18 protein-coding genes are annotated in these 17,786 nt (G+C 70.4%); 12 read left to right on the top strand and 6 right to left on the bottom strand.

Going from position 1 to position 17,786, the window contains the following annotated elements:
- Positions 1-182: 182 nt before the first annotated feature.
- Entirely contained in the window at positions 183-1,484 is a 1,302-nt protein-coding gene (locus B7K23_RS03020) for an MFS transporter (RefSeq protein ID WP_084124932.1), read from the bottom strand.
- A gap of 111 nt (positions 1,485-1,595) precedes the next feature.
- On the opposite strand from B7K23_RS03020, the gene B7K23_RS03015 reads away from it, so the two are divergent.
- The gene (locus tag B7K23_RS03015; protein ID WP_084124931.1) at positions 1,596-2,585 is read left to right on the top strand and encodes an NAD-dependent epimerase/dehydratase family protein; all 990 of its coding nucleotides are present in this window, start codon (positions 1,596-1,598) and stop codon (positions 2,583-2,585) included.
- A 59-nt stretch (positions 2,586-2,644) separates the two neighbouring features.
- Positions 2,645-3,526 carry a helix-turn-helix domain-containing GNAT family N-acetyltransferase gene (locus B7K23_RS03010; protein ID WP_084124930.1) on the top strand — a complete coding sequence of 294 codons (882 nt, stop codon included), beginning with the start codon at positions 2,645-2,647 and terminating at the stop codon, positions 3,524-3,526.
- A gap of 63 nt (positions 3,527-3,589) precedes the next feature.
- On the opposite strand, the gene B7K23_RS03005 is transcribed toward B7K23_RS03010, so the two are convergent.
- Positions 3,590-4,648, bottom strand: a complete 1,059-nt coding sequence (locus tag B7K23_RS03005) for an aldo/keto reductase (RefSeq protein ID WP_084124929.1) — start codon at positions 4,646-4,648, stop codon at positions 3,590-3,592.
- 112 nt (positions 4,649-4,760) lie between these two features.
- On the opposite strand from B7K23_RS03005, the gene B7K23_RS15620 reads away from it, so the two are divergent.
- The gene (locus B7K23_RS15620) at positions 4,761-5,165 is read left to right on the top strand and encodes a MerR family transcriptional regulator (RefSeq protein WP_159451288.1); all 405 of its coding nucleotides are present in this window, start codon (positions 4,761-4,763) and stop codon (positions 5,163-5,165) included.
- A gap of 40 nt (positions 5,166-5,205) precedes the next feature.
- Here the strand turns inward: B7K23_RS15620 and B7K23_RS02995 are convergent, their stop codons facing one another.
- Complete coding sequence (locus B7K23_RS02995; RefSeq protein WP_084124927.1) at positions 5,206-6,150, bottom strand: EamA family transporter; 945 nt, start codon at positions 6,148-6,150, stop codon at positions 5,206-5,208.
- A 196-nt stretch (positions 6,151-6,346) separates the two neighbouring features.
- On the opposite strand from B7K23_RS02995, the gene B7K23_RS02990 reads away from it, so the two are divergent.
- From B7K23_RS02990 to B7K23_RS02975, 4 genes are all read left to right on the top strand, one after another.
- Positions 6,347-6,934: a GNAT family N-acetyltransferase gene (locus tag B7K23_RS02990; RefSeq protein WP_084124926.1), complete on the top strand. Its 588-nt coding sequence runs from the start codon at positions 6,347-6,349 to the stop codon at positions 6,932-6,934.
- Between the two features lie 205 nt (positions 6,935-7,139).
- Positions 7,140-8,270, top strand: a complete 1,131-nt coding sequence (locus B7K23_RS02985) for a serine hydrolase (RefSeq protein ID WP_084124925.1) — start codon at positions 7,140-7,142, stop codon at positions 8,268-8,270.
- An 81-nt stretch (positions 8,271-8,351) separates the two neighbouring features.
- Positions 8,352-8,699 (top strand): helix-turn-helix transcriptional regulator, encoded by a 348-nt coding sequence (locus B7K23_RS02980; RefSeq protein ID WP_084124924.1) that lies wholly within the window; start codon positions 8,352-8,354, stop codon positions 8,697-8,699.
- Between the two features lie 24 nt (positions 8,700-8,723).
- Complete coding sequence (locus B7K23_RS02975) at positions 8,724-9,704, top strand: SRPBCC family protein (RefSeq protein WP_084124923.1); 981 nt, start codon at positions 8,724-8,726, stop codon at positions 9,702-9,704.
- Positions 9,705-9,783: 79 nt separating this feature from the next.
- Here the strand turns inward: B7K23_RS02975 and B7K23_RS02970 are convergent, their stop codons facing one another.
- The gene (locus tag B7K23_RS02970; RefSeq protein WP_084124922.1) at positions 9,784-11,250 is read right to left on the bottom strand and encodes a cell wall metabolism sensor histidine kinase WalK; all 1,467 of its coding nucleotides are present in this window, start codon (positions 11,248-11,250) and stop codon (positions 9,784-9,786) included.
- Between the two features lie 17 nt (positions 11,251-11,267).
- Positions 11,268-11,957, bottom strand: a complete 690-nt coding sequence (locus tag B7K23_RS02965; RefSeq protein ID WP_084124921.1) for a response regulator transcription factor — start codon at positions 11,955-11,957, stop codon at positions 11,268-11,270.
- A 248-nt stretch (positions 11,958-12,205) separates the two neighbouring features.
- Between B7K23_RS02965 and B7K23_RS02960 the strand changes: the two genes are divergently transcribed.
- The 5 genes from B7K23_RS02960 to B7K23_RS02940 all read left to right on the top strand — a co-directional run bounded on the left by B7K23_RS02960 (position 12,206) and on the right by B7K23_RS02940 (position 16,618).
- Entirely contained in the window at positions 12,206-12,823 is a 618-nt protein-coding gene (locus tag B7K23_RS02960; protein WP_084124920.1) for a DUF4956 domain-containing protein, read from the top strand.
- On the top strand, positions 12,820-13,596 hold the full coding sequence (locus B7K23_RS02955; RefSeq protein WP_084124919.1) for a VTC domain-containing protein: 777 nt from the start codon (positions 12,820-12,822) through the stop codon (positions 13,594-13,596). Before B7K23_RS02960 ends, B7K23_RS02955 begins: the two co-directional genes overlap by 4 nt.
- 20 nt (positions 13,597-13,616) lie before the next feature.
- Positions 13,617-15,371, top strand: a complete 1,755-nt coding sequence (locus B7K23_RS02950) for a carbohydrate-binding domain-containing protein (RefSeq protein ID WP_084124918.1) — start codon at positions 13,617-13,619, stop codon at positions 15,369-15,371.
- 182 nt (positions 15,372-15,553) lie between these two features.
- Complete coding sequence (locus B7K23_RS02945) at positions 15,554-16,012, top strand: VOC family protein (protein WP_084124917.1); 459 nt, start codon at positions 15,554-15,556, stop codon at positions 16,010-16,012.
- Positions 16,013-16,036: 24 nt separating this feature from the next.
- Entirely contained in the window at positions 16,037-16,618 is a 582-nt protein-coding gene (locus B7K23_RS02940) for a dienelactone hydrolase family protein (RefSeq protein WP_084124916.1), read from the top strand.
- A gap of 222 nt (positions 16,619-16,840) precedes the next feature.
- Here the strand turns inward: B7K23_RS02940 and B7K23_RS02935 are convergent, their stop codons facing one another.
- Positions 16,841-17,662 carry a CPBP family intramembrane glutamic endopeptidase gene (locus tag B7K23_RS02935; RefSeq protein WP_084124915.1) on the bottom strand — a complete coding sequence of 274 codons (822 nt, stop codon included), beginning with the start codon at positions 17,660-17,662 and terminating at the stop codon, positions 16,841-16,843.
- Positions 17,663-17,786: the final 124 nt, after the last annotated feature.

Here is a 17,786-nt window from a genome sequence, read left to right as displayed (position 1 = left end):
TGTCGTGTCCGGGGGGCGGGACTTCGCGAGTGGGACGATGCGGCGCTGGCGTCGGGCTTGGGGCGACGCACTTCGGACGATGCGGCGCTTGCGCCGGGACGCGGGCGCCGCAGCTCGGAAGGTGCGATCGCCGTGCCGGGACGAGCACGCGGACGAGCGGTCGGGCCTCGGTGCTTCCTCGGCTAGGCGTTCGTCGTCTCGACGTCCTGGATCGGCTCGATCTCCCTCGGGGCACCGCGTCCGAGCCTGACGAACGGCCTGCGCGCCTGGAACTCGAGCACGACGTTCCAGTGCCGCGCGGCCCACAGCCCCACGGCCGCGGACACCGCGAGCGCCGCGATGGCTCCGATGCCGATCGCCCAGCGGGGTCCGTACGCCTCGCCGATCCACCCGACGATCGGGGAGCCGATCGGCGTGGTCCCGATGAAGATCATCATGTACAGCGCCATCACCCGTCCGCGCATCGACTGATCGGTCGTGAGCTGGACCGTCGTGTTGGCGGCCGTGATCATCGTGAGGGCGGCGAAGCCCACGGGGATGCCGGCGATCGCGAACGCCCAGTAGGTCGGCATGACCGCGAGCAGCGCGTTCGAGACGCCGAAGCCGAAGGCGGCGAGCACCACGAGCTTGAGTGTGGGGCGCTTGCGCCTCGCGGCGAGCAGCGCCCCGCCGAGCGAGCCGATTGCGAGGATCGAGCCGAGGATGCCGTAGTCCTCCGGTCCTCTGTCGAACGCGACCCGCGCCATCATCGCCGAGGTCATCTGGAAGTTGAGGCCGAACGCTCCGACCACGCCCACGACCACGAGGATCGCGACGATGTCAGGCCTGCTCCGCACGTACCTGACGCCCTCGAGCACCTGGCCAGGCTGCCGCGGGGCGCGGCGCTGATGCTCGAGCTCCGAGCCGCGCATCAGCAGCAGCGCGATGATCGTCGCGAGGAAGGTGAGCCCGTTGAGGACGAATACCCAGCCGGAGCCGACCCATGCGATCAACAGGCCCGCGAGGCCGGGGCCGATGAGGCGTGCGGCGTTGAAGGACGCCGAGTTGAGCGCGATCGCGTTCGGCAGTCCTGACTGTGGGACCAGGTCCGACACGAAGGCCATGCGCGCGGGGTTGTCGAAGGCGGTCACGACTCCGAGGCCGAGCGCGAACGCGTACACCTGCCACAGCTGGGCGTTGCCGGTGAGCACGATGACGCCCAGGCCCACACCGAGCGCGGCGCCCGCCGATTGGGTCACGAGGAGGAGCTTGCGGTGATCGACCCGGTCGGCGACCACGCCGGTCCACGGGCCTATCAGGAGGAACGGCAGGAACTGCAGCGCCGTGGTGATGCCGACGGCGAATCCGGAGTCGTCGGTGAGGTCGGTCAGCACCACCCAGTCCTGCGCGATGCGCTGCATCCAGGTGCCGATGTTCGACACGATCGCGCCTGCGAACCACAGGCGGTAGTTGTAGATGCCGAGAGAGCTGAAGGTGCGATTCATTCCTAGGTTCTCAACGCGAAGCGGCCGCGGGCCATTCCTGGGCCGCCGTCCAGCGTATCGCTCGGGCGCATGGCGGGCCTGCCGGCGGCCTGCCCTCGTTAGGCTGGTGACATGACTCGATCGCTGCTGATCCTGGGTGGAACCGCGTGGCTGGGGAGCGAGGTGGCCCGCCAGGCCGTGGCGCGTGGCTGGGAGGTGACATGCCTCGCACGAGGTCGGTCCGGAGTGGTCCCGGCTGGGGCCTCGCTCGTCGAGGGTGACCGCGCCCACGCGGGCGCGTACGACGCCCTCGTCGGCAGGAGGTTCGACGCGGCGATCGAGGTGAGCTGGCAGCCTCGGTTCGTGCAGGAGGCGCTCGCGGCCCTCGGCGACGCCGTGGACCACTGGACCTATGTGTCGTCCGTGTCCGTCTACAGTGCCGATCGCGCGCCGAACTGCGAGGCGTCACCCCGCATGGAGGCGCTGCACCATGAGGTCGACGCCACCCACGAGCACTACGCGCAGGCGAAGGTCGCGTGCGAGGACCTGACCACGAAGGCTCGAGAGGACGATGCCCTGCTCGCCCGGCCGGGCCTCGTCGCCGGTCCTGGCGACCCGACGGACAGGTTCGGCTACTGGCCCGCGCGCGCCGCGCTCGCGGCCGACGGGCCGATCCTGGTGCCGGCGGCGGGTGCGCCCACCCAGGCCATCGACGTGCGAGACCTCGTCGCATGGATGCTCGACGCCGGCCAGTCCGGCGTGGTGGGTCCGGTCAACGCGGTCGGCGAGCAGGTGCCTTTCGCGCAGATGATCGAGACCGCGCGTACCGTCGCGGGCCACTCGGGCGAAGAGCACAATGCGACGACGCCGTGGCTGGCCATGCGGCGAGTCGGCAGCTGGGCTGGGCCCTCCTCGCTGCCGATGTGGGTGCCGGCGGGCAAGTTCCCGCCGATCGGCGCCCACTCGTCGGATCGCTACCTGGCGACGGGCGGCTCCTGGCGTCCTCTCGAGGAGACGATGCGCGACGTCCTTGCGTGGGAGAGGGGTCTAGGTCTCGACCGCCCGCGGAAGGCGGGGCTGTCCCGCGAGGCCGAGCTCGACCTCATCGCGCAGCTCGCCTGACCCGCCCCGCGTCCGGTACCGCTTGTGGCGCCCGGCGATGTCTGACTAAAGTCAGGCATGTGGATCCCCGGCTCATCCAGTCCTTCAGGCAGTTCCAGCGCGTCGTGACGCGCGACGTCGGTGCGCTCCAGGCCGACTTCCTCGTGCGCGGCCGGCCGTTCGCCGCGTCGCGCCTCCTGTGGGAGATCGGGGAGACCGGCGTCGAGATCGCGGCACTGCGCTCGCGGCTCGGGCTCGATTCCGGCTACGTGTCGCGGCTGCTGCGCTCGCTCGAGACCGAGGGTCTGGTCGAGGTCGCGCCCAGCCGGGACGATGCGCGCGCCCGGGTGGTCCGGCGCACCGCCGCCGGTGCGGAGGAGGCACGCACGCTCGACTCCCTGAGCGACGACGTCACCAGCGCGCTGCTGTCGGAGCTCGACGAGGACGAGCAGCGCGCGCTCGACTCGGCCGCCCGCACCGTGACCCGGCTGCTCACGCGCCCGCACCTCACCGTCGAGGTGGTCGATCCCGCCTCGCCCACCGCGCGATGGTGCGTGGCGCAGTACTACGCCGAGCTGCAGGCGTCCTTCGATGCCGGCTACGACCCGACCAAGGCGGTCGCGGTCGGCGCAGCGGAGCTCACCGAGCCCCGTGGCGCGTTCCTGCTCGTCATGCTCCACGGGCAGCCCGTGGGATGCGGTGGCGTCACCCTGCCCGCGGGCGAGCCCGCGTTCCTCAAGAGGATGTGGGTCGCCCCCTCGGCGCGTGGGCTGGCTGTCGGCGCGACGCTGCTCGACGCGCTCGAGGAGCGTGCCCGCCTCTCCGGCGCCGATGTGGTGCGCCTCGACACGAACTCCGCGCTCGGCCCGGCCTGCAGGATGTACGAGGCGCGCGGCTACGCCCAGGTGCCGGACTTCAACGGCGAGCCCCACGCCGACCGCTGGTACGCGAAGGGGCTGTGAGCCGGCACGCGGATCCGTCGGCGCCAAGGGCACGCGATCGGCGCCGCCCCGAGGCGCGGCGCGTCACGCGCTCGCGGTGTCGAGCATCGCGACCTGCGCGGGCGTGAGCTCCACGTCGACCGCCTCCGCGCACTCGAGGTACTGATCCCAGGTGCGGGCGCCGATCAGCGGCACCACGGTTGGCTGCTCCTGCGCCATGAGCCACGCGAGCGCCACCTGGTTCCCGGTAGCGCCCGTCTCCGCCGCGACCGCGTCGAGCGCGGCGAAGCGAGCATCAGCGTCGGGTCCCACGTAGTTGGGCATCGCCCAGAACGATGGATCGCGACGCTCCTTCGCGGAGTAGAGGCCCTTCAGGACGGGCGAGTACGCGACGAGCGGCATGCCCGTCGTGCGTGCGAGGTCCAGATGCTCGTGGCCGACGACGCGGAAGTCGCTCAGCCCTGCGCGCGGTCGCAGGTAGCTGTGCTGGAGCTGCACGGTCGCGGGCGAGGGCCAGCCGTGCGCACGCGCGATCTCCTGCACGAGCGCGATCCTCCATGCGGGGGCGTTGGACCACGCATATGCGCCGATCCTCCCCTCCTCCGCGAGTCCGGCGAGAGCCCCGACAGTCTCCTCGAGCGGTGCTCGGCGGTCGTCGACGTGCACGTAGTAGAGGTCGACACTCTCCGCGCCGAGCCGGTCGAGGGAGGCAGCGATGGACTCCCGCACCACCTCGCGCGACGCGCCCACGAAGTGGTCATAGGCGGCCTCCCAGTCCACCGAGCCGTCGGGTGAGAACGCCGCCGCGGGGTCGACGACGCGCGCGGTGCCCTTCGTGGCGAGCATGACCCGTTCGCGGGCGCCGGTGTCGGCGAGCCAGCGTCCGAGCAGCGCCTCCGACTGGCCTCCGTCGGTGCCGGGCGCCTCCCACCAGCAGTAGCAGTCGGCGGTGTCGACCATCGCTCGTGCGGGTGAGCCGTCCGGCGCGGTGAAGCGAGGGGCGACCTCGCCGACGAAGTGGTCGAGGATGCGCCGGGCCTCGCTCTCCGGGGTGCTGGTCCCCATGAGCATGGCGCCGACGCCGAGCGGTGCGATCCAGGTGCCGCCGATCTCCCGGGCGGTGCGGGTTCCCTGTGTGTCCATGTCTGCGACGCTAGAAGTTCGAGCGCGCTCGAAGTCAACACCTCGATCTGGGGCGCCCGCCGCATCGTCCCTTCCCCGTGACGGGCGGGCGCGCCCGGCCTACGGTGGGGACATGGACGGGTGCACGATCGACGAGGCCGCCGCGCGCATGGGGATCTCCAAGCACACCCTGCGCTACTACGAGCGCGAGGGTCTGCTCGCGCCGGTCGGCAAGGCGCCCAACGGGCACCGCCGCTACTCCGACGAGGACCTGGGGTGGGTGCGCACGATCCAGCTGCTGCGCGGCACGGGCATGCCGATCCGCGAGATCAAGGACTTCGTCGAGCTCAGCCGGTCGGGCGACCACACGGTGCCCGAGCGGATCGAGGTGCTGGTGCGCTATCGCGAGGAGCTGCTCGAGCGGATGGCGGCCGACCGCGAGCGGCTCGACTTCCTGGACTTCAAGCTCGAGGTCTACCGCGGGATCGTCGGCGATCCCGACGCGAACGTACGGGCCGAGGTGCGCGCGACGGCGTGAGCGACCCGCTGGGGGAGTCGAGGTGTCGGCGCGCTGCGGATCACGAGAGCACCCTGACGGGCTCCTCGGGCTCCGGGTCCTCAGCCGCCGGCGTGCGTGAGACGCTCCGCGGCCTGCGGCGCGCGACCACGATGTTCGCGACGGCGATGCCGGCGATGACGAGCCCCGCGCCGAGGAGGGACGGGACGTCGGGCACCTCGTCGAACGCGAGCCAGCCGGTCAGCAGGCCGACGGGCGGGACGAGGAGCGAGAAGGGGGCGACGGTCGAGGCGGGGTACCTCCCCAGCAGGGTGTTCCAGACTCCGTAGCCGAACAGCGTGGCGAGCAGCGCGAGGTAGCCCAGCGAGAACGCCGCGCCCCAGGTGGGATGCGTGAGCGCCGTGGCGATCTCGGTCGGGCCCTCGAACATCAGCGAGAGCGCGAACAGGGGGATCGGCGGCACCGCGGCCGACCATACGACGACGGACAGCCCGCCGACCGCGCCGAGGCGGCGCGTGAGGACGTTGGAGGTCGCCCAGCAGGCGGCGGCCGCCACCGTGAGCGCGAAGCCGACGACGGTCGCCGACGCGCCCGCGTCAAGCCCGATGAGGACGATCCCGGCGACCGCGATGACGAGGCCGGCGATGCGACGGCCGGTGAGCCTCTCCCCGAGGAACGCGACGGCGAACAGCGTCGTGAACACCACCTGGACCTGCAGCACCGTGGCGGCGAGGCCAGAGGGCATCCCCAGCGCGATCGCGACGAACAGGAAGCCGAACTGGCCCACGCCCATCGCGAGGCCGATCGGGATCAGCCGTCGCCAGGGGATCCCTCGGCGCGGGACGAACGGCGCGGCGAGCGCGAACACGACGACGAAGCGCAGGGAGGCGAGTAGGAGCGGAGGCATGTCCGCGACGCCGAGGCGGATCACCGCGAAGTTCGCGCCCCATGCGATCGTCACGAGCACGGCCAGCAGCGTGTCGCGAGGCGTAAGGCGGGCGTGCATGTGGCTCCGTTCTTTCGGGGCCAGCCTAGGGAAGGAGGGGCGGGCCACGCGGACGATGCTGGCACCTGGTGCGGATGTCGGACCTAGGCGCGACACTGTCGCCATGGCCGCATCGTCGTCTCGCCCAGCGCCGCCATCTCAGCCAGCATCGTCCTCCAGTCCCGCGACTTCGTCTGATCCGTCACGCCCGACCGACGTGCGCATCGTCCCGGCGTCTCAGGCCGATCCGGCGGATCTGGAGGCGGTGTTCGATGCGCCGGGAGACCAGCGCGCGTGCCGCTGCCAGTGGGTCAGGCTGCCTCGGGCCGACTTCAGCGCCATGTCGCGCGACGCCCGTGCGGAGGCGCTGCGCGAGCAGGCGGGCTGCGGGACGCACCGCGAGCAGACCTCGGGGCTGCTCGCCTTCGTCGACGGCGTGCCGGCCGGCTGGGTGGCCGTCGAGCCGCGTGCGGCCTACCTGCGTCTGCGCGCCGCGCGTTACCCATGGCTCGGGCGCGACGAGGACAAGGACGACGACCGCGTCTGGGCCGTCACGTGCTTCGTGGTCAGGCGCGACTTCCGCGGACGCGGGCTCATGGCCGCGCTCGCGGTGGCGGCGGTCGACCATGCGCGCGCGAGAGGTGCCGCCGCCGTCGAGGGCTACCCTCGCGTTGTCGACCCCGCCGGGGACACTCCTGAGGGCGCCCTCTTCGTCGGCACGGTGGGGGCATTCGAGGCTGCCGGCCTGCGCATGGTGTCGACCCCCACACTGCGCAGAAGGGTCATGCGGCGCGAGCTGGCGTGACTGCTTCCCTGTCGTGGCGCGGCGTGGCCTGTCCGAACCTCGCCGAGAGCGTCTGGCGCCGCGCGCGGACACGTCAGCTCGTCGACCAGAATCCGGGCAGAACGTCCCAAGGTCATCCTTTGGGGTTTCCCTGAAGAAGCCTTTGCCTTCTTATTTCCGCCACTCGATGTCTCCACAGTGAACCTTTCCGTGCCACGATGAGCACGTGACGACTCTCTCCTCCCGCCTCGATGCCACCCTCGACACCGCGCGTGCGGCGGACAGGGTCGTCGGCGGAGTCGTGCTGGTCTCCGTGGATGGAGAGCTCGCGTACTCCAGGGCCTTCGGGATGCGCGACCGCGAGGCCGGCGCCTCGATGCAGCGCGATGCGGTCTTCCGCCTCGCCTCCGTCACCAAGACCTTCGTGACGGTCGGGGCGATGCGGCTCGTGGAGGAGGGCGTGGTCGGGCTCGACGAGCCGACCTCGCTGTGGCTGACCCGCTTCCACCCGCTGCTCGCGGACGGCACCGAGCCCGACATGACGCTGCGCCACCTGCTCGCGCATACGTCCGGGCTGGGCTACGGCTTCGCGCAGAAGCCGGGGCATCCGTACCACGCGCTCGGCATCTCCGATGGGCTCGATGCCTCCGTGCCGAGCATGCACGACAACCTTGACCGTCTCGCGAAGGCGCCGCTCCACTTCGCGCCCGGCGAGCGCTGGGAGTACGGTCTCGGGCTCGACGTCGCCGGCCACCTGCTCGAGGCCTCCGCGGGAGTGCCCCTCGCGGAGATCCTGCGCCACGCGGTGTTCGAGCCGCTCGGCATGCACGATGCGGGATTCCTCGCCAAGGACCCCTCCAGGCTTGCTGCGGCCTACGCGGCGAGCGCGTCGTCGCCGGTGCTCATGTCCGATCCGTTCTCGCTCGACAACGGGGACGGCACCTCGACGGTGTTCTCGCCCGGGCGCGCGCTCGACCCCCACGTGTACCCGTCGGGAGGGTCCGGCATGGTGGCCACCGCCGACGAGGTGATGCGCCTGCTCGAGGCGCTGCGTCTCCACGGCGAGGGGATCCTGTCGCCCGAGTCGGTGCGCGAGATGATGTCGCTCCAGGTCGGTCCCGAGGCAGAGGCTGGCGGCGCGGGCTGGGGCTTCGGGCTCGGTGGGGCAGTGCTCGCCGATCCGGTCGCCGCGGGCGTGCCGCACTCCGAGGGCACCTACATGTGGGGCGGCGCGTACGGCCATCACTGGTTCGTGGACCCGTCTGCTGGGATCACGTGCGTCATCATGACCAACACCGCGCACCCCGGTGCGGAGTCGCCGACGCACCGCGCGATCGTCGAGGCCGTCTACCGGTAGGTGGCGCCGCCTCCTCCTTGGGAGCTGACGCGGGGGCATTCGAGTGGCGACCTTGCCGCGCCGGGCTTATCGTTCAACCATATGGTTGTACAAGCTGATCTCTCCGACGCCGAGGTGGACCGACTCTTCCACGCCTTGGCCGATGCGACGCGACGCGACATCGTGCGGCGCACCCTGGTCGGCGACGAGTCCGTGACCGCGCTCGCCGCCGAGTACTCCATGTCCTTCGCGGCGGTCAGCAAGCACGTCGCGGTGCTCGAGGAGGCGGGTCTTGTGACCAGACGACCCGACGGCCGCCGGCGCCTCGTCCGCGCCGACCCCGAGCGGCTCGCACAGGCGCAGCGCCTGCTCGACGCCTTCGAGCGGGTCTGGCGTCACCGCATCGACGCGCTCGACTCTGTGCTGTCCACCCCCACCGCAACCCCCTGAACGTTCCGCCCCGGAAGGAACACCATGCCCATCACCGACGTCACGAAGAATCTCGACGCACTCACGCTGACCGTCATCGCGGACTTCCCGGTGCCGGTCGCACGACTGTGGGAGGCGTACGCCGATCCGCGCCAGCTCGAGCTGTTCTGGGGTCCGCCAGGATGGCCGGCACGCTTCACCCGCCACGACATGACGGTCGGCGGCACCTCCCTGTACTCCATGACCGGGCCCGACGGCACCACGTCCGCCGGCTACTGGGAGTTCACGCGCATCGTCCCCGGAGAGCTGATCGAGGTCATCGACGGTTTCGCCGACGATTCAGGGGCCCCCAACGCGGCGATGCCCACCATGAGGCTCTCCATGGCCTTCGAGTCGACCGACGACGGCTGCCGCCTGCGCTCGACGACGTGGTTCACCTCCCTCGAGGAGCTCCAGCAGCTGCTCGAGATGGGCATGGAGCAGGGCATGGTCATGGCGATGGGGCAGATGGACCGGGTGCTCGAGGGGCTGCGGGAGTTCGCCGCGGGCAAGGGCACGCTGCTCGAGGAGCTCTCTGAGGTCCACGTGCGCATCAGCCGGTGGATCGAGGCGGATCGCGACACCGTCTGGCATGCCTACGTCACCCCGGAGCTGCAGAGGCAGTGGCTGCTCGGCCCCGACGGCTGGCGCATGACGGAGTGCGAGCTGAACCTTGAGCCGGGCGGCACGCATCGGACGGCATGGGCGCCCGAGCCGGGCACCGAGGGGGAGCCCTTCGGCTTCGAGGGCGAGGTGCTGCTCGTCGACGCTCCCCGTCGCGCCGTCACCACCGAGCGCATGATCGGGGTGCCGGAGCCTCAGAACACCAACGACCTCATGATGATCGAGGACGACGGCGGCACCCTGATCACGCTCGTGATCCAGTACCCCGACGCGGCCACCAAGGACATGATCCTCGGCACCGGGATGGTCGGTGGCATGGAGACCAGCTACGCGCGACTGGAGCGGATGCTTCAGGACGACTGACAGAGCGAGGCTCGGGGGTCATGCGGGCCAGGACGATGCGGGGGTGGCCCGGGCGGTGGCCCGCCCGGGCCGGGTCCGATCAGTCCTGCGTCAGCACGGGCACCGCGCCCGTGGTGAGCGGCGCGCGCGGGATCGTGAGCGTCACCGTGGTGCCGTGACCGACGGTGCTCGCGACCGACAGCGTGCCTCCATGGGCGTCGACGATCGCCGCGGTGATGGCGAGCCCCAGCCCCGAGCCCCCGCCCTTGGCGCGCGAGCGCGACGAGTCGCCGCGCACGAAGCGTTCGGTCGCTCGGGCGGCGATCTCGGGCGTCATGCCGGGTCCGTCGTCCTCGACCGCGATGCGCACAGCGCCGTCGGTAGCGGTCACGCGGACGTTGACGTGATCGCCGCCGTGGATCGCGGCGTTGCGGACGAGGTTCAACACCGCCTGGCGCACCTTGTCGGGGTCGATCGCGGCGACGGCGGGCCCGTCCGCGTCGAGCGCGAACTCGGTCTCGGCGTGCGCCGCGGCGGAGTCGCCGACGATCTCGGCGGCGAGCGCCGTGATGTCGATGTCCACGCGCTGCAGCTCGGGGAGGGCGTCGAACTTCGCGAGCTCGAGCATCTCCTCGACCAGACGCTTCATGCGGCTGGCCTCGGCCTCGGTGCGGTTCCACGCGTCGTCCACGTCGGACTTCTCGGCGAGCGCCCCCTTGCGGTAGAGCTGGGCGTAGCCGAGCACGGTCGTGAGCGGGGTGCGCAGCTCGTGCGAGGCGTCGGCGACGAACTCCCTGAGCTTCTTCTCGGAGCGCTCGCGCTCAGTAAGGGAGGCGGTCAGGCGGCCGATCATCGAGTTCAGCGCGATCGCGAGGTCGTGGCTCTCGGAGCCGGCGGAGGCGCCCTCGAGGCGCACCGACATGTCTCCCTCCGCGATCTGCTTCGACGCGTCGACCATCTGTCGCATCGGCGTGATGCCGAGCCGGATCACCCACAGCGCGACGAGGCTCAGGCCTGCGAGCAGCGCGATGATGCCGAGGGTCTCGATCACGATGAGCTGGGTCGTCGCGTCGTGCACGCTGTCCAGCGACACCGCCGTGAAGGACCACGCGTCGAAAGTGTCCGAGTAGCGGACCAGGACCAGATACTCGCTGTCCGCCCCTTCCTGCGCCCCCACCGTGAAGTAGACGTCGTCCGTCGTCGACAGCTTCGAGGTGTCGATCGAGTCGATGTCCGGGACTGAATCGCCGTCGCCGGTGTTCGACTCGAGGAGGAAGGCCCAGTTGCCGTCCTGATCGAGAAGGCCGGTGTAGGCGTCCGAGGGGCGCTCACCCATCTCCTCCTCGTCCTCGGTGAGGGCGTCGGGAGGGCTCACGGGCGCGAGGTCCTGCGAGCCGCCGCCGCGGCGACCGAGGAAGGAGTCGATCGGGTCCGAATACGACTCGAGCCGCTCCTCGAGCTGCTGCACCAGATAGCTGTGGGTCGTGACGGTGACGGTCACGGCGACGCCGATGGCGATCGCGGCGACGATCGCCAACCCGATGAGCAGGCGTGCCCGCAGGGACATCCCCGCCCGTACGTTCGTCACGCCTGCTGCACTCGCATCGTGTAGCCCACGCCGCGGACGGTGTGGATGAGCTTGGGCTCGTAGGCGTCCACCTTGCGGCGGATGTAGCCCACGTAGGTCTCGACGACCGACGGGTCGTCATCGGGTGCGTAGCCCCACACGTTCTGCAGCAGCTGGCCGCGCGAGAGCACGCGGCCGGTGTTCTGGAGCAGGAACTTCACGAGGTTGTACTCGGTGGGGGACAGGTGCACCTCCTCACCGGCGCGGGTCACGCGGTGGGCGACGTCGTCCATGACGAGATCCGCGAGAGTCCAGGTCTCGGCCGAGTCGGGCGACGAGTCGACGCGTCGCAGCACGGCCTCGACGCGCGCGACGAGCTCCTCGAGCGCGAACGGCTTCGAGAGATAGTCGTCGCCTCCGATCTGGAGCCCCTGAACCTTGTCGGACGACGAGTCGCGCGCCGTGAGGAACACGACCGGCGTGCGGTTGCCGGCATCGCGCAGGCGCTTGCACACGGCGAAGCCGTCGAGGTCGGGCATCATCACGTCGAGGACGATCAGATCGGGGGCGGACTCGCGCACCATCTTGAGGGCGGTCTGCCCATCAGGTGCGAACGAGACGTCGTAACCCTCGTACTTGAGGGCGGCAACGAGCATGGTGCGGAGGTTGTCCTCGTCGTCGACAACCAGGATTCGGCGCTGTGACATGACCCCAGTCTCGCAAAGTCGCCTCCAGGTTCGCCAAGAGGAAGTGTTCAGAACGCTCAGACTGGCCGGGAGGTTCCCGGCGAATCGTGCGGAAACGGGCGGCTTGGCCTTATACATGCGTGCACGTGGGAGGCTCCCGCACCCTTCTGTCCTGGTTCTGAGCCCGTTCCCAGGTTCGTTCGGTGTACTAGATGAACGAAAGGTGAACAGCCTTCAGGAACCGTATTCGCCTCGTGAGGAGCCACGCCATGTCAGTCTTCATCTACATCGCGGCCGACCTGGTCGCGGTCGCCCTGCTCGTGTTCGGGCTCTACTTCCCGCGTCACCGCCGCAAGGACCTCATCGTGTCCTTCCTCGCGATCAACGTCGGCGTGATGGGCGTCACCTACGCCATGGCGACGGCCGACCTGACGCTCGGCTTCGGCATGGGCATCTTCGCCGTGCTGTCGATCATCCGCCTGCGCTCCACCGAGATGGAGCACAACGAGATCGCGTACTACTTCACCGCGATCGCGCTCGGTCTGCTCGGAGGCTTCCCCTCGGGCAACGCGGCGATCAGCTTCACGCTCATGGCCGTGCTCCTGGGCGTCATCTTCATCGGCGACCACCCGCAGCTGTTCGCCAAGACCCGCCTCACGCAGCTCGTGCTCGACCGCGCTGTCGCCGACGAGAAGGAGGCGACCGCTCTCGCGTCCGCGATGCTCGGCGCGAACGTCCACCGCATCTCGATCCGCAAGGTCGACTACGTGGCGGAGACGACGGCCTGCGAGGTCCGCTACACGCTGATCGACCCGGACGACGCGCTGGACGGCGTCGCCGCGACGGGTGACGTCCGCACCGAGCCGACCCCCACGGTGCTGCGATGACGACCGCCGCGTGGGAGTCGCAGATCGCGACTCTGGACAGCATCGGGCTCGACGAGCTCGAGGAGACGGCCGCGATGCTCACCCGGGTCGACCGCAAGTACCTGATCGAGCCGGGCGTGTGGGCTGAGGTCGTGAGCTCGCTGCACGACTCGGTCCGGGTGCTCGAGATCGACGGGCGCCGCGCCTTCCGCTACGAGTCCGTCTACTACGACACCGACGATCTGCGGATGTACCGCGAGGCCGCCCACCGTCGTCCCCGCCGCACGAAGGTCCGCACCCGCCGGTACCTCGACACTGGGATCTCCGCCATCGAGGTCAAGCAGCGCGAGGCCTCCGGTGCGACCGTGAAGTCGCGTCGCATGCTCGACGAGCTGCCCGACCTCTCGGGCGGGCTCACCTCCGAGGCGCTCGACTTCGTCGAGGAGTTCCCCCGCCTCGCGTCCGTCGCCGGAGTCCTCCGGCCGTCGCTCACGACCACGTACCTGCGGACGACGCTCGTCACCCCCGACGGTCGCGTCACCGTCGATACCGACGTGGCCGCGCATGACCCGGCTGGCAACTCCGTCGCGTACGACGAGCGCCTCATCGTCGAGACCAAGGTGACCCGTCACGCGGGCGAGGTGGACCGTGCCCTGTGGGCGCGCGGCATCCGCCCCGAGCGCGTGAGCAAGTACTGCACGTCCATGGCCGCGCTGCGGCCCGACCTCCCCGCCAACCGCTGGGCCCGAACCCTGCGCCGTCACGTCGACGGTGCGGCCGCGCTCGCGAGCTGACACCCCCGAAAGGCATCGCCATGAAGTTCCCCCGCAGGCCCGCGCTGGCCTTCGCCTCCCTCGCCGCGACGAGCGCGCTTCTGCTCGCCGGCTGCACCTCGGACACGACCGACTCGTCGGACTCGGCGAGCGGCTCCGACACGACGACCTCCGAGTCCTCGGACTCGTCGACGGAGACCGTGTCGAGCGCGGTCGCCGAGGGTGAGGCGACCTACGACGACATCGACCTCCCCGACGTCGACCTGTCCCCCGACGCGTCCTCGGCGACCGAGATCACCCTCGCCGACGGCGCCTCCTCGGGCGGGGACGGCGTCTCCGTCGACGGCGACACCATCACGATCACCGCGGCTGGCACGTACGTGCTGTCCGGCGAGCTCTCCGACGGCCAGATCGTCGTCGACGTCGCCGACGGCGACGTCACCCTGATCCTCGACGGCGTCGACATCACGAGCGACGGCGCGCCGGCGATCACGGTCGACGACGCGGACAACCTCATCCTCTACACGGCGTCGGGCAGCACCAACTACGTCTCCGACACCGGCACGTACGACGACACCGACGAGGACACGGGCGGCGCCGCGATCTACTCGACCGCGGACCTGTTCCTCGCGGGCGAGGGCACCCTCGTGGTCGACGCCGGGCGCAACGACGGCATCACGTCCAAGGACTCGCTCGTCATCGCCTCCGGCACGTACGAGGTGAGCGCGGCCGACGACGGCATCCGTGGCAAGGACCACCTGATCATCCTCGACGGCACCGTCACGGTCGACGCGACCGGCGACGCGCTGAAGTCCGACAACGAGGCCGACGAGGACGAGCCCGACCGCTACGTCGGCATCGTCTGGATCGCTGGCGGCACGATCGACCTGACCGCCGGCACCGACGGGATCGACGCGGCCAACCAGGTCACGATCGAGGGCGGCGACATGACGGTCGACGCCGGCGACGACGGCATCCACTCCGAGGTCTATCTGCGCATCGGCGACGCCGAGATCGACATCCTCAACTCGTATGAGGGCCTCGAGGCCGCCGTGATCTACCTCGACTCGGGCGCCGTCAGCATCGTCTCGAGCGATGACGGCATCAACGGCTCCGACGGCTCCGGCTCGTCCGAGATGGGCGGCATGGGCGGCGGCGGGGGCGGCATGGGCGGCGGACCCGGCAGCCACGGCGCTTCCGACACCTCCGGCTCGGACGACTCGACGACCGCGGAGACCGCCGACTACTCGACCGCCACCGACACCACCGAGACCGAGACGGTCGCCGATGACTCGACGACGGTCAGCGTCGAGGTCTACATCTCAGGCGGCACGTACCTCATCGACGCCGACGGCGATGGGCTCGACTCGAACGGGACCATCACGATGACCGGCGGCACCGTCGTCATCTCCGGACCCGAGGACAGCGGCAACGGCGCGATCGACTACAACGGCACGTTCGACATCGACGGCGGCACGATCGCCGCGTCGGGCTCGTCCGGCATGGCCGAGGCGCCCGACGGCGGCGACCAGGCGGTGCTCGGCATGACCTTCGGCTCCAGCGTCACGGAGGGCACCGTGATCTCGGTGGTCGACTCGGACGGCGAGCTCGTGATGTCGTTCACGACCGAGAAGCTGTCCGCCTCGCTCATCCTGTCCTCCGCCGAGCTCGAGTCGGGGGAGACCTACACCGTGTACGCCGACGGCGAGGTCTCCGGTGGCGAGGAGGTCGGACCGCTGACGATCGGCGGCACGCTCTCCGGCGGCGAGGAGCTCGGCACTCTGACCGCATCCTGACCCGCATAGACCGCACGCGAGGCCGCCGGACCCGCCCCCACGGGCCCGGCGGCCTCGCGTGTGCCGACGCACCCGCCGCGCCTCGACGACGCGGCCGCGGGTGCCTCTGGCGTCGGCATAGGCGCTGGTCCTAGCCTGAGGGAGGGCACGCATCGTCGCGCGCCGCGAATGGAGAGGCTTCCATGGCCAAGGTCAGCACGTATCTCAACTTCGACGGCACCTGCGAGGAGGCCTTCGCGTTCTACAAGGAGGTCTTCGGGACGCAGTACTCCGCTCCATTGACGCGGAAGTCATCCCTCCCCTCGGGCGACGGTCTGCCGGCCGTCCCGCCGGAGGAGGCCGCCGGGGTGCTCCACGTCGCGCTGCCTTTGCTCGGCGGCCACGAGATCATGGGTACAGACATCTCGCCGAGCATGGGCCACATGCTGAGGCTCGGCAACGCGATGTCGATCAATCTCGAGTGCGATGACTTGGCGCAGCTCAACCACCTGTTTTTCGGGCTCTCCGAGGCCGCGCTCGAGGCCTCCAACCCGGCGCCGATGCCGTGGGGGCAGCACTTCGCGACCGTGCAGGACAGGTTCGGCATCCGATGGATGCTCGTCGCGCCTGTCGAGGCGGCGCGCGACGCCTCACCCGCGTAGCGTGAGGGGCGGAAGGGAGTCCTCATGGCCACCGTCGTCCTCATCCATTCCGCGCTCGGCCTCACGCCCACTGTCCTCGCGTGGGCCGACGATCTTCGTGCCGAAGGGCATGACGTGATCGTCCCCGACCTCTACGGAGGCGACACCTACGAGGACCTCGACGCGGGCGTCGAGCGCGCTGATGCCGTGCCGCTGAGCGAGCACGTCGCCGCGGTGCGCGACGCGATCGCGGATCACGGCGGTCTCGGCCAGAACCCCGTCTACGCGGGCTTCTCCCTGGGAGCCGCGGTCGCCGAGGTGCTCGCGCTGACCGACCCGGATGCGCGCGGCGTGATCCTCATGCACGGCGCGATGTCGCCGCAGTGGATCGATGCCGCCTCGTGGGGCGACAGCCTCACGGGCCAGCTGCACTACGCGATCGACGATCCGTGGTGCGAGGCGCAGGAGCTGCAGGCCTTCGTGCGCTTCGCCCCCGAGGGTGCGCTCGAGGAGTTCAAGTACGACGGCTCGACGCATCTGTTCGCGTTCGCGGGCCTGCCCGTGTACGACAAGTACCAGGGTGCCCTGATGCACGACCGGGTGATCGAGTTCCTGGCCGAGCTCTAGCCTGCGCACCGCGCCGATCCCGGCTCGCCCGCGCTCCGTCGTGCGCGCAGCACACGCCCCGGCGCTGCCCGCGCGCAGCCCACGGCCCCGTGCAGTTCTGCACGCACCTGTGGATGCTGTGACGGAAGGTGCGGGAGGGGATTCCCTCCCGCACCTCGAGTCGCGCGGGTCACGAGTGCGTGCACAACTGTCCGGTCGCGGGGTGGGGGAGGATCCCTGGTGCTAGGACTGGATGACCCCCGCGATCGCGAGCGGGAACACGATCAGCAGGAACACCCCGTCGATGCCATGGAACAGCGCGCTCATCCAGTACGAGCGGTACCGCTTGGCGAGGTACGCGTAGATCCAGTCGGTGAGCATCATGCCGGGCACCTCCCAGATCAGGTGGAGGTGGTACCAGGAGAACAGGAGCCCGTTCGCGAGCACGTCCCAGCGGCCGAACACACCGCGCATCTTCGGCAGCAGGATGCCCCGGAAGATCAGCTCCTCGCCGACCAGGTAGTTGGCGGCGATCAGCACGAGCAGCACGCCCATGATCCACCACTGGCCCACGACCTCGGGCACCGCGAGGTTCTCGATCAGTGCGTAGTCGGGAGGTGCGATGGCGGGGAAGGAGTGGACGAGCGCGTCGTTGAGCGGGTCGACCAGGCCGAGCGCGCCGATGCCGGCCCAGACCGCGGCCGCTCCGACGGCCCACCACAGGAATCGCCAACTCGTGCGTCCCGTGCGCGGGCTGCGCGGCTTGCCGAGCCACAGGCGGCGCTTGAGGTTCTCCCACGTGAAGGGGCGCACCTCGCGGCGCAGGATCAGGAAGGCGAGCACGGCCTGCCACACGAGTCCGACAGTCGCGAGCAGCAGCCAGCCGAGCGCTGGCACGTCCATCCGCGGAGCGATGAAGGTGGGCATGACCCACCACAGGCCGACCCCCATGGGCAGCGCCGTCGCTGCCCAGATCGCGAGGATCTTCCACAGGGGGTACTGCTCGTCGTCGGGCAGGTCGCGGCTGTCGAGTGTGCGTATCCGCGTGGTCGTGGTGGTGGTCATGGGTCCCCCTCGTCGAGCGTCGGCGCCTTGCCGGCTGCGCGGGCGCCGCGAGGGCGTCCTCCACGAACGTAGGTCCGGGGTCGGGGTGTCCACATCGCCCGCGCGTGGGTGCGCGGGCCCACCT

The sequence above is a fragment of the Demequina sp. NBRC 110054 genome (genome assembly GCF_002090115.1).
In the GTDB taxonomy this organism is placed as follows: domain Bacteria; phylum Actinomycetota; class Actinomycetes; order Actinomycetales; family Demequinaceae; genus Demequina.
Note: the sequence above shows the minus strand (reverse complement) of the source record. Positions and strands in the feature narration are given on the sequence as shown.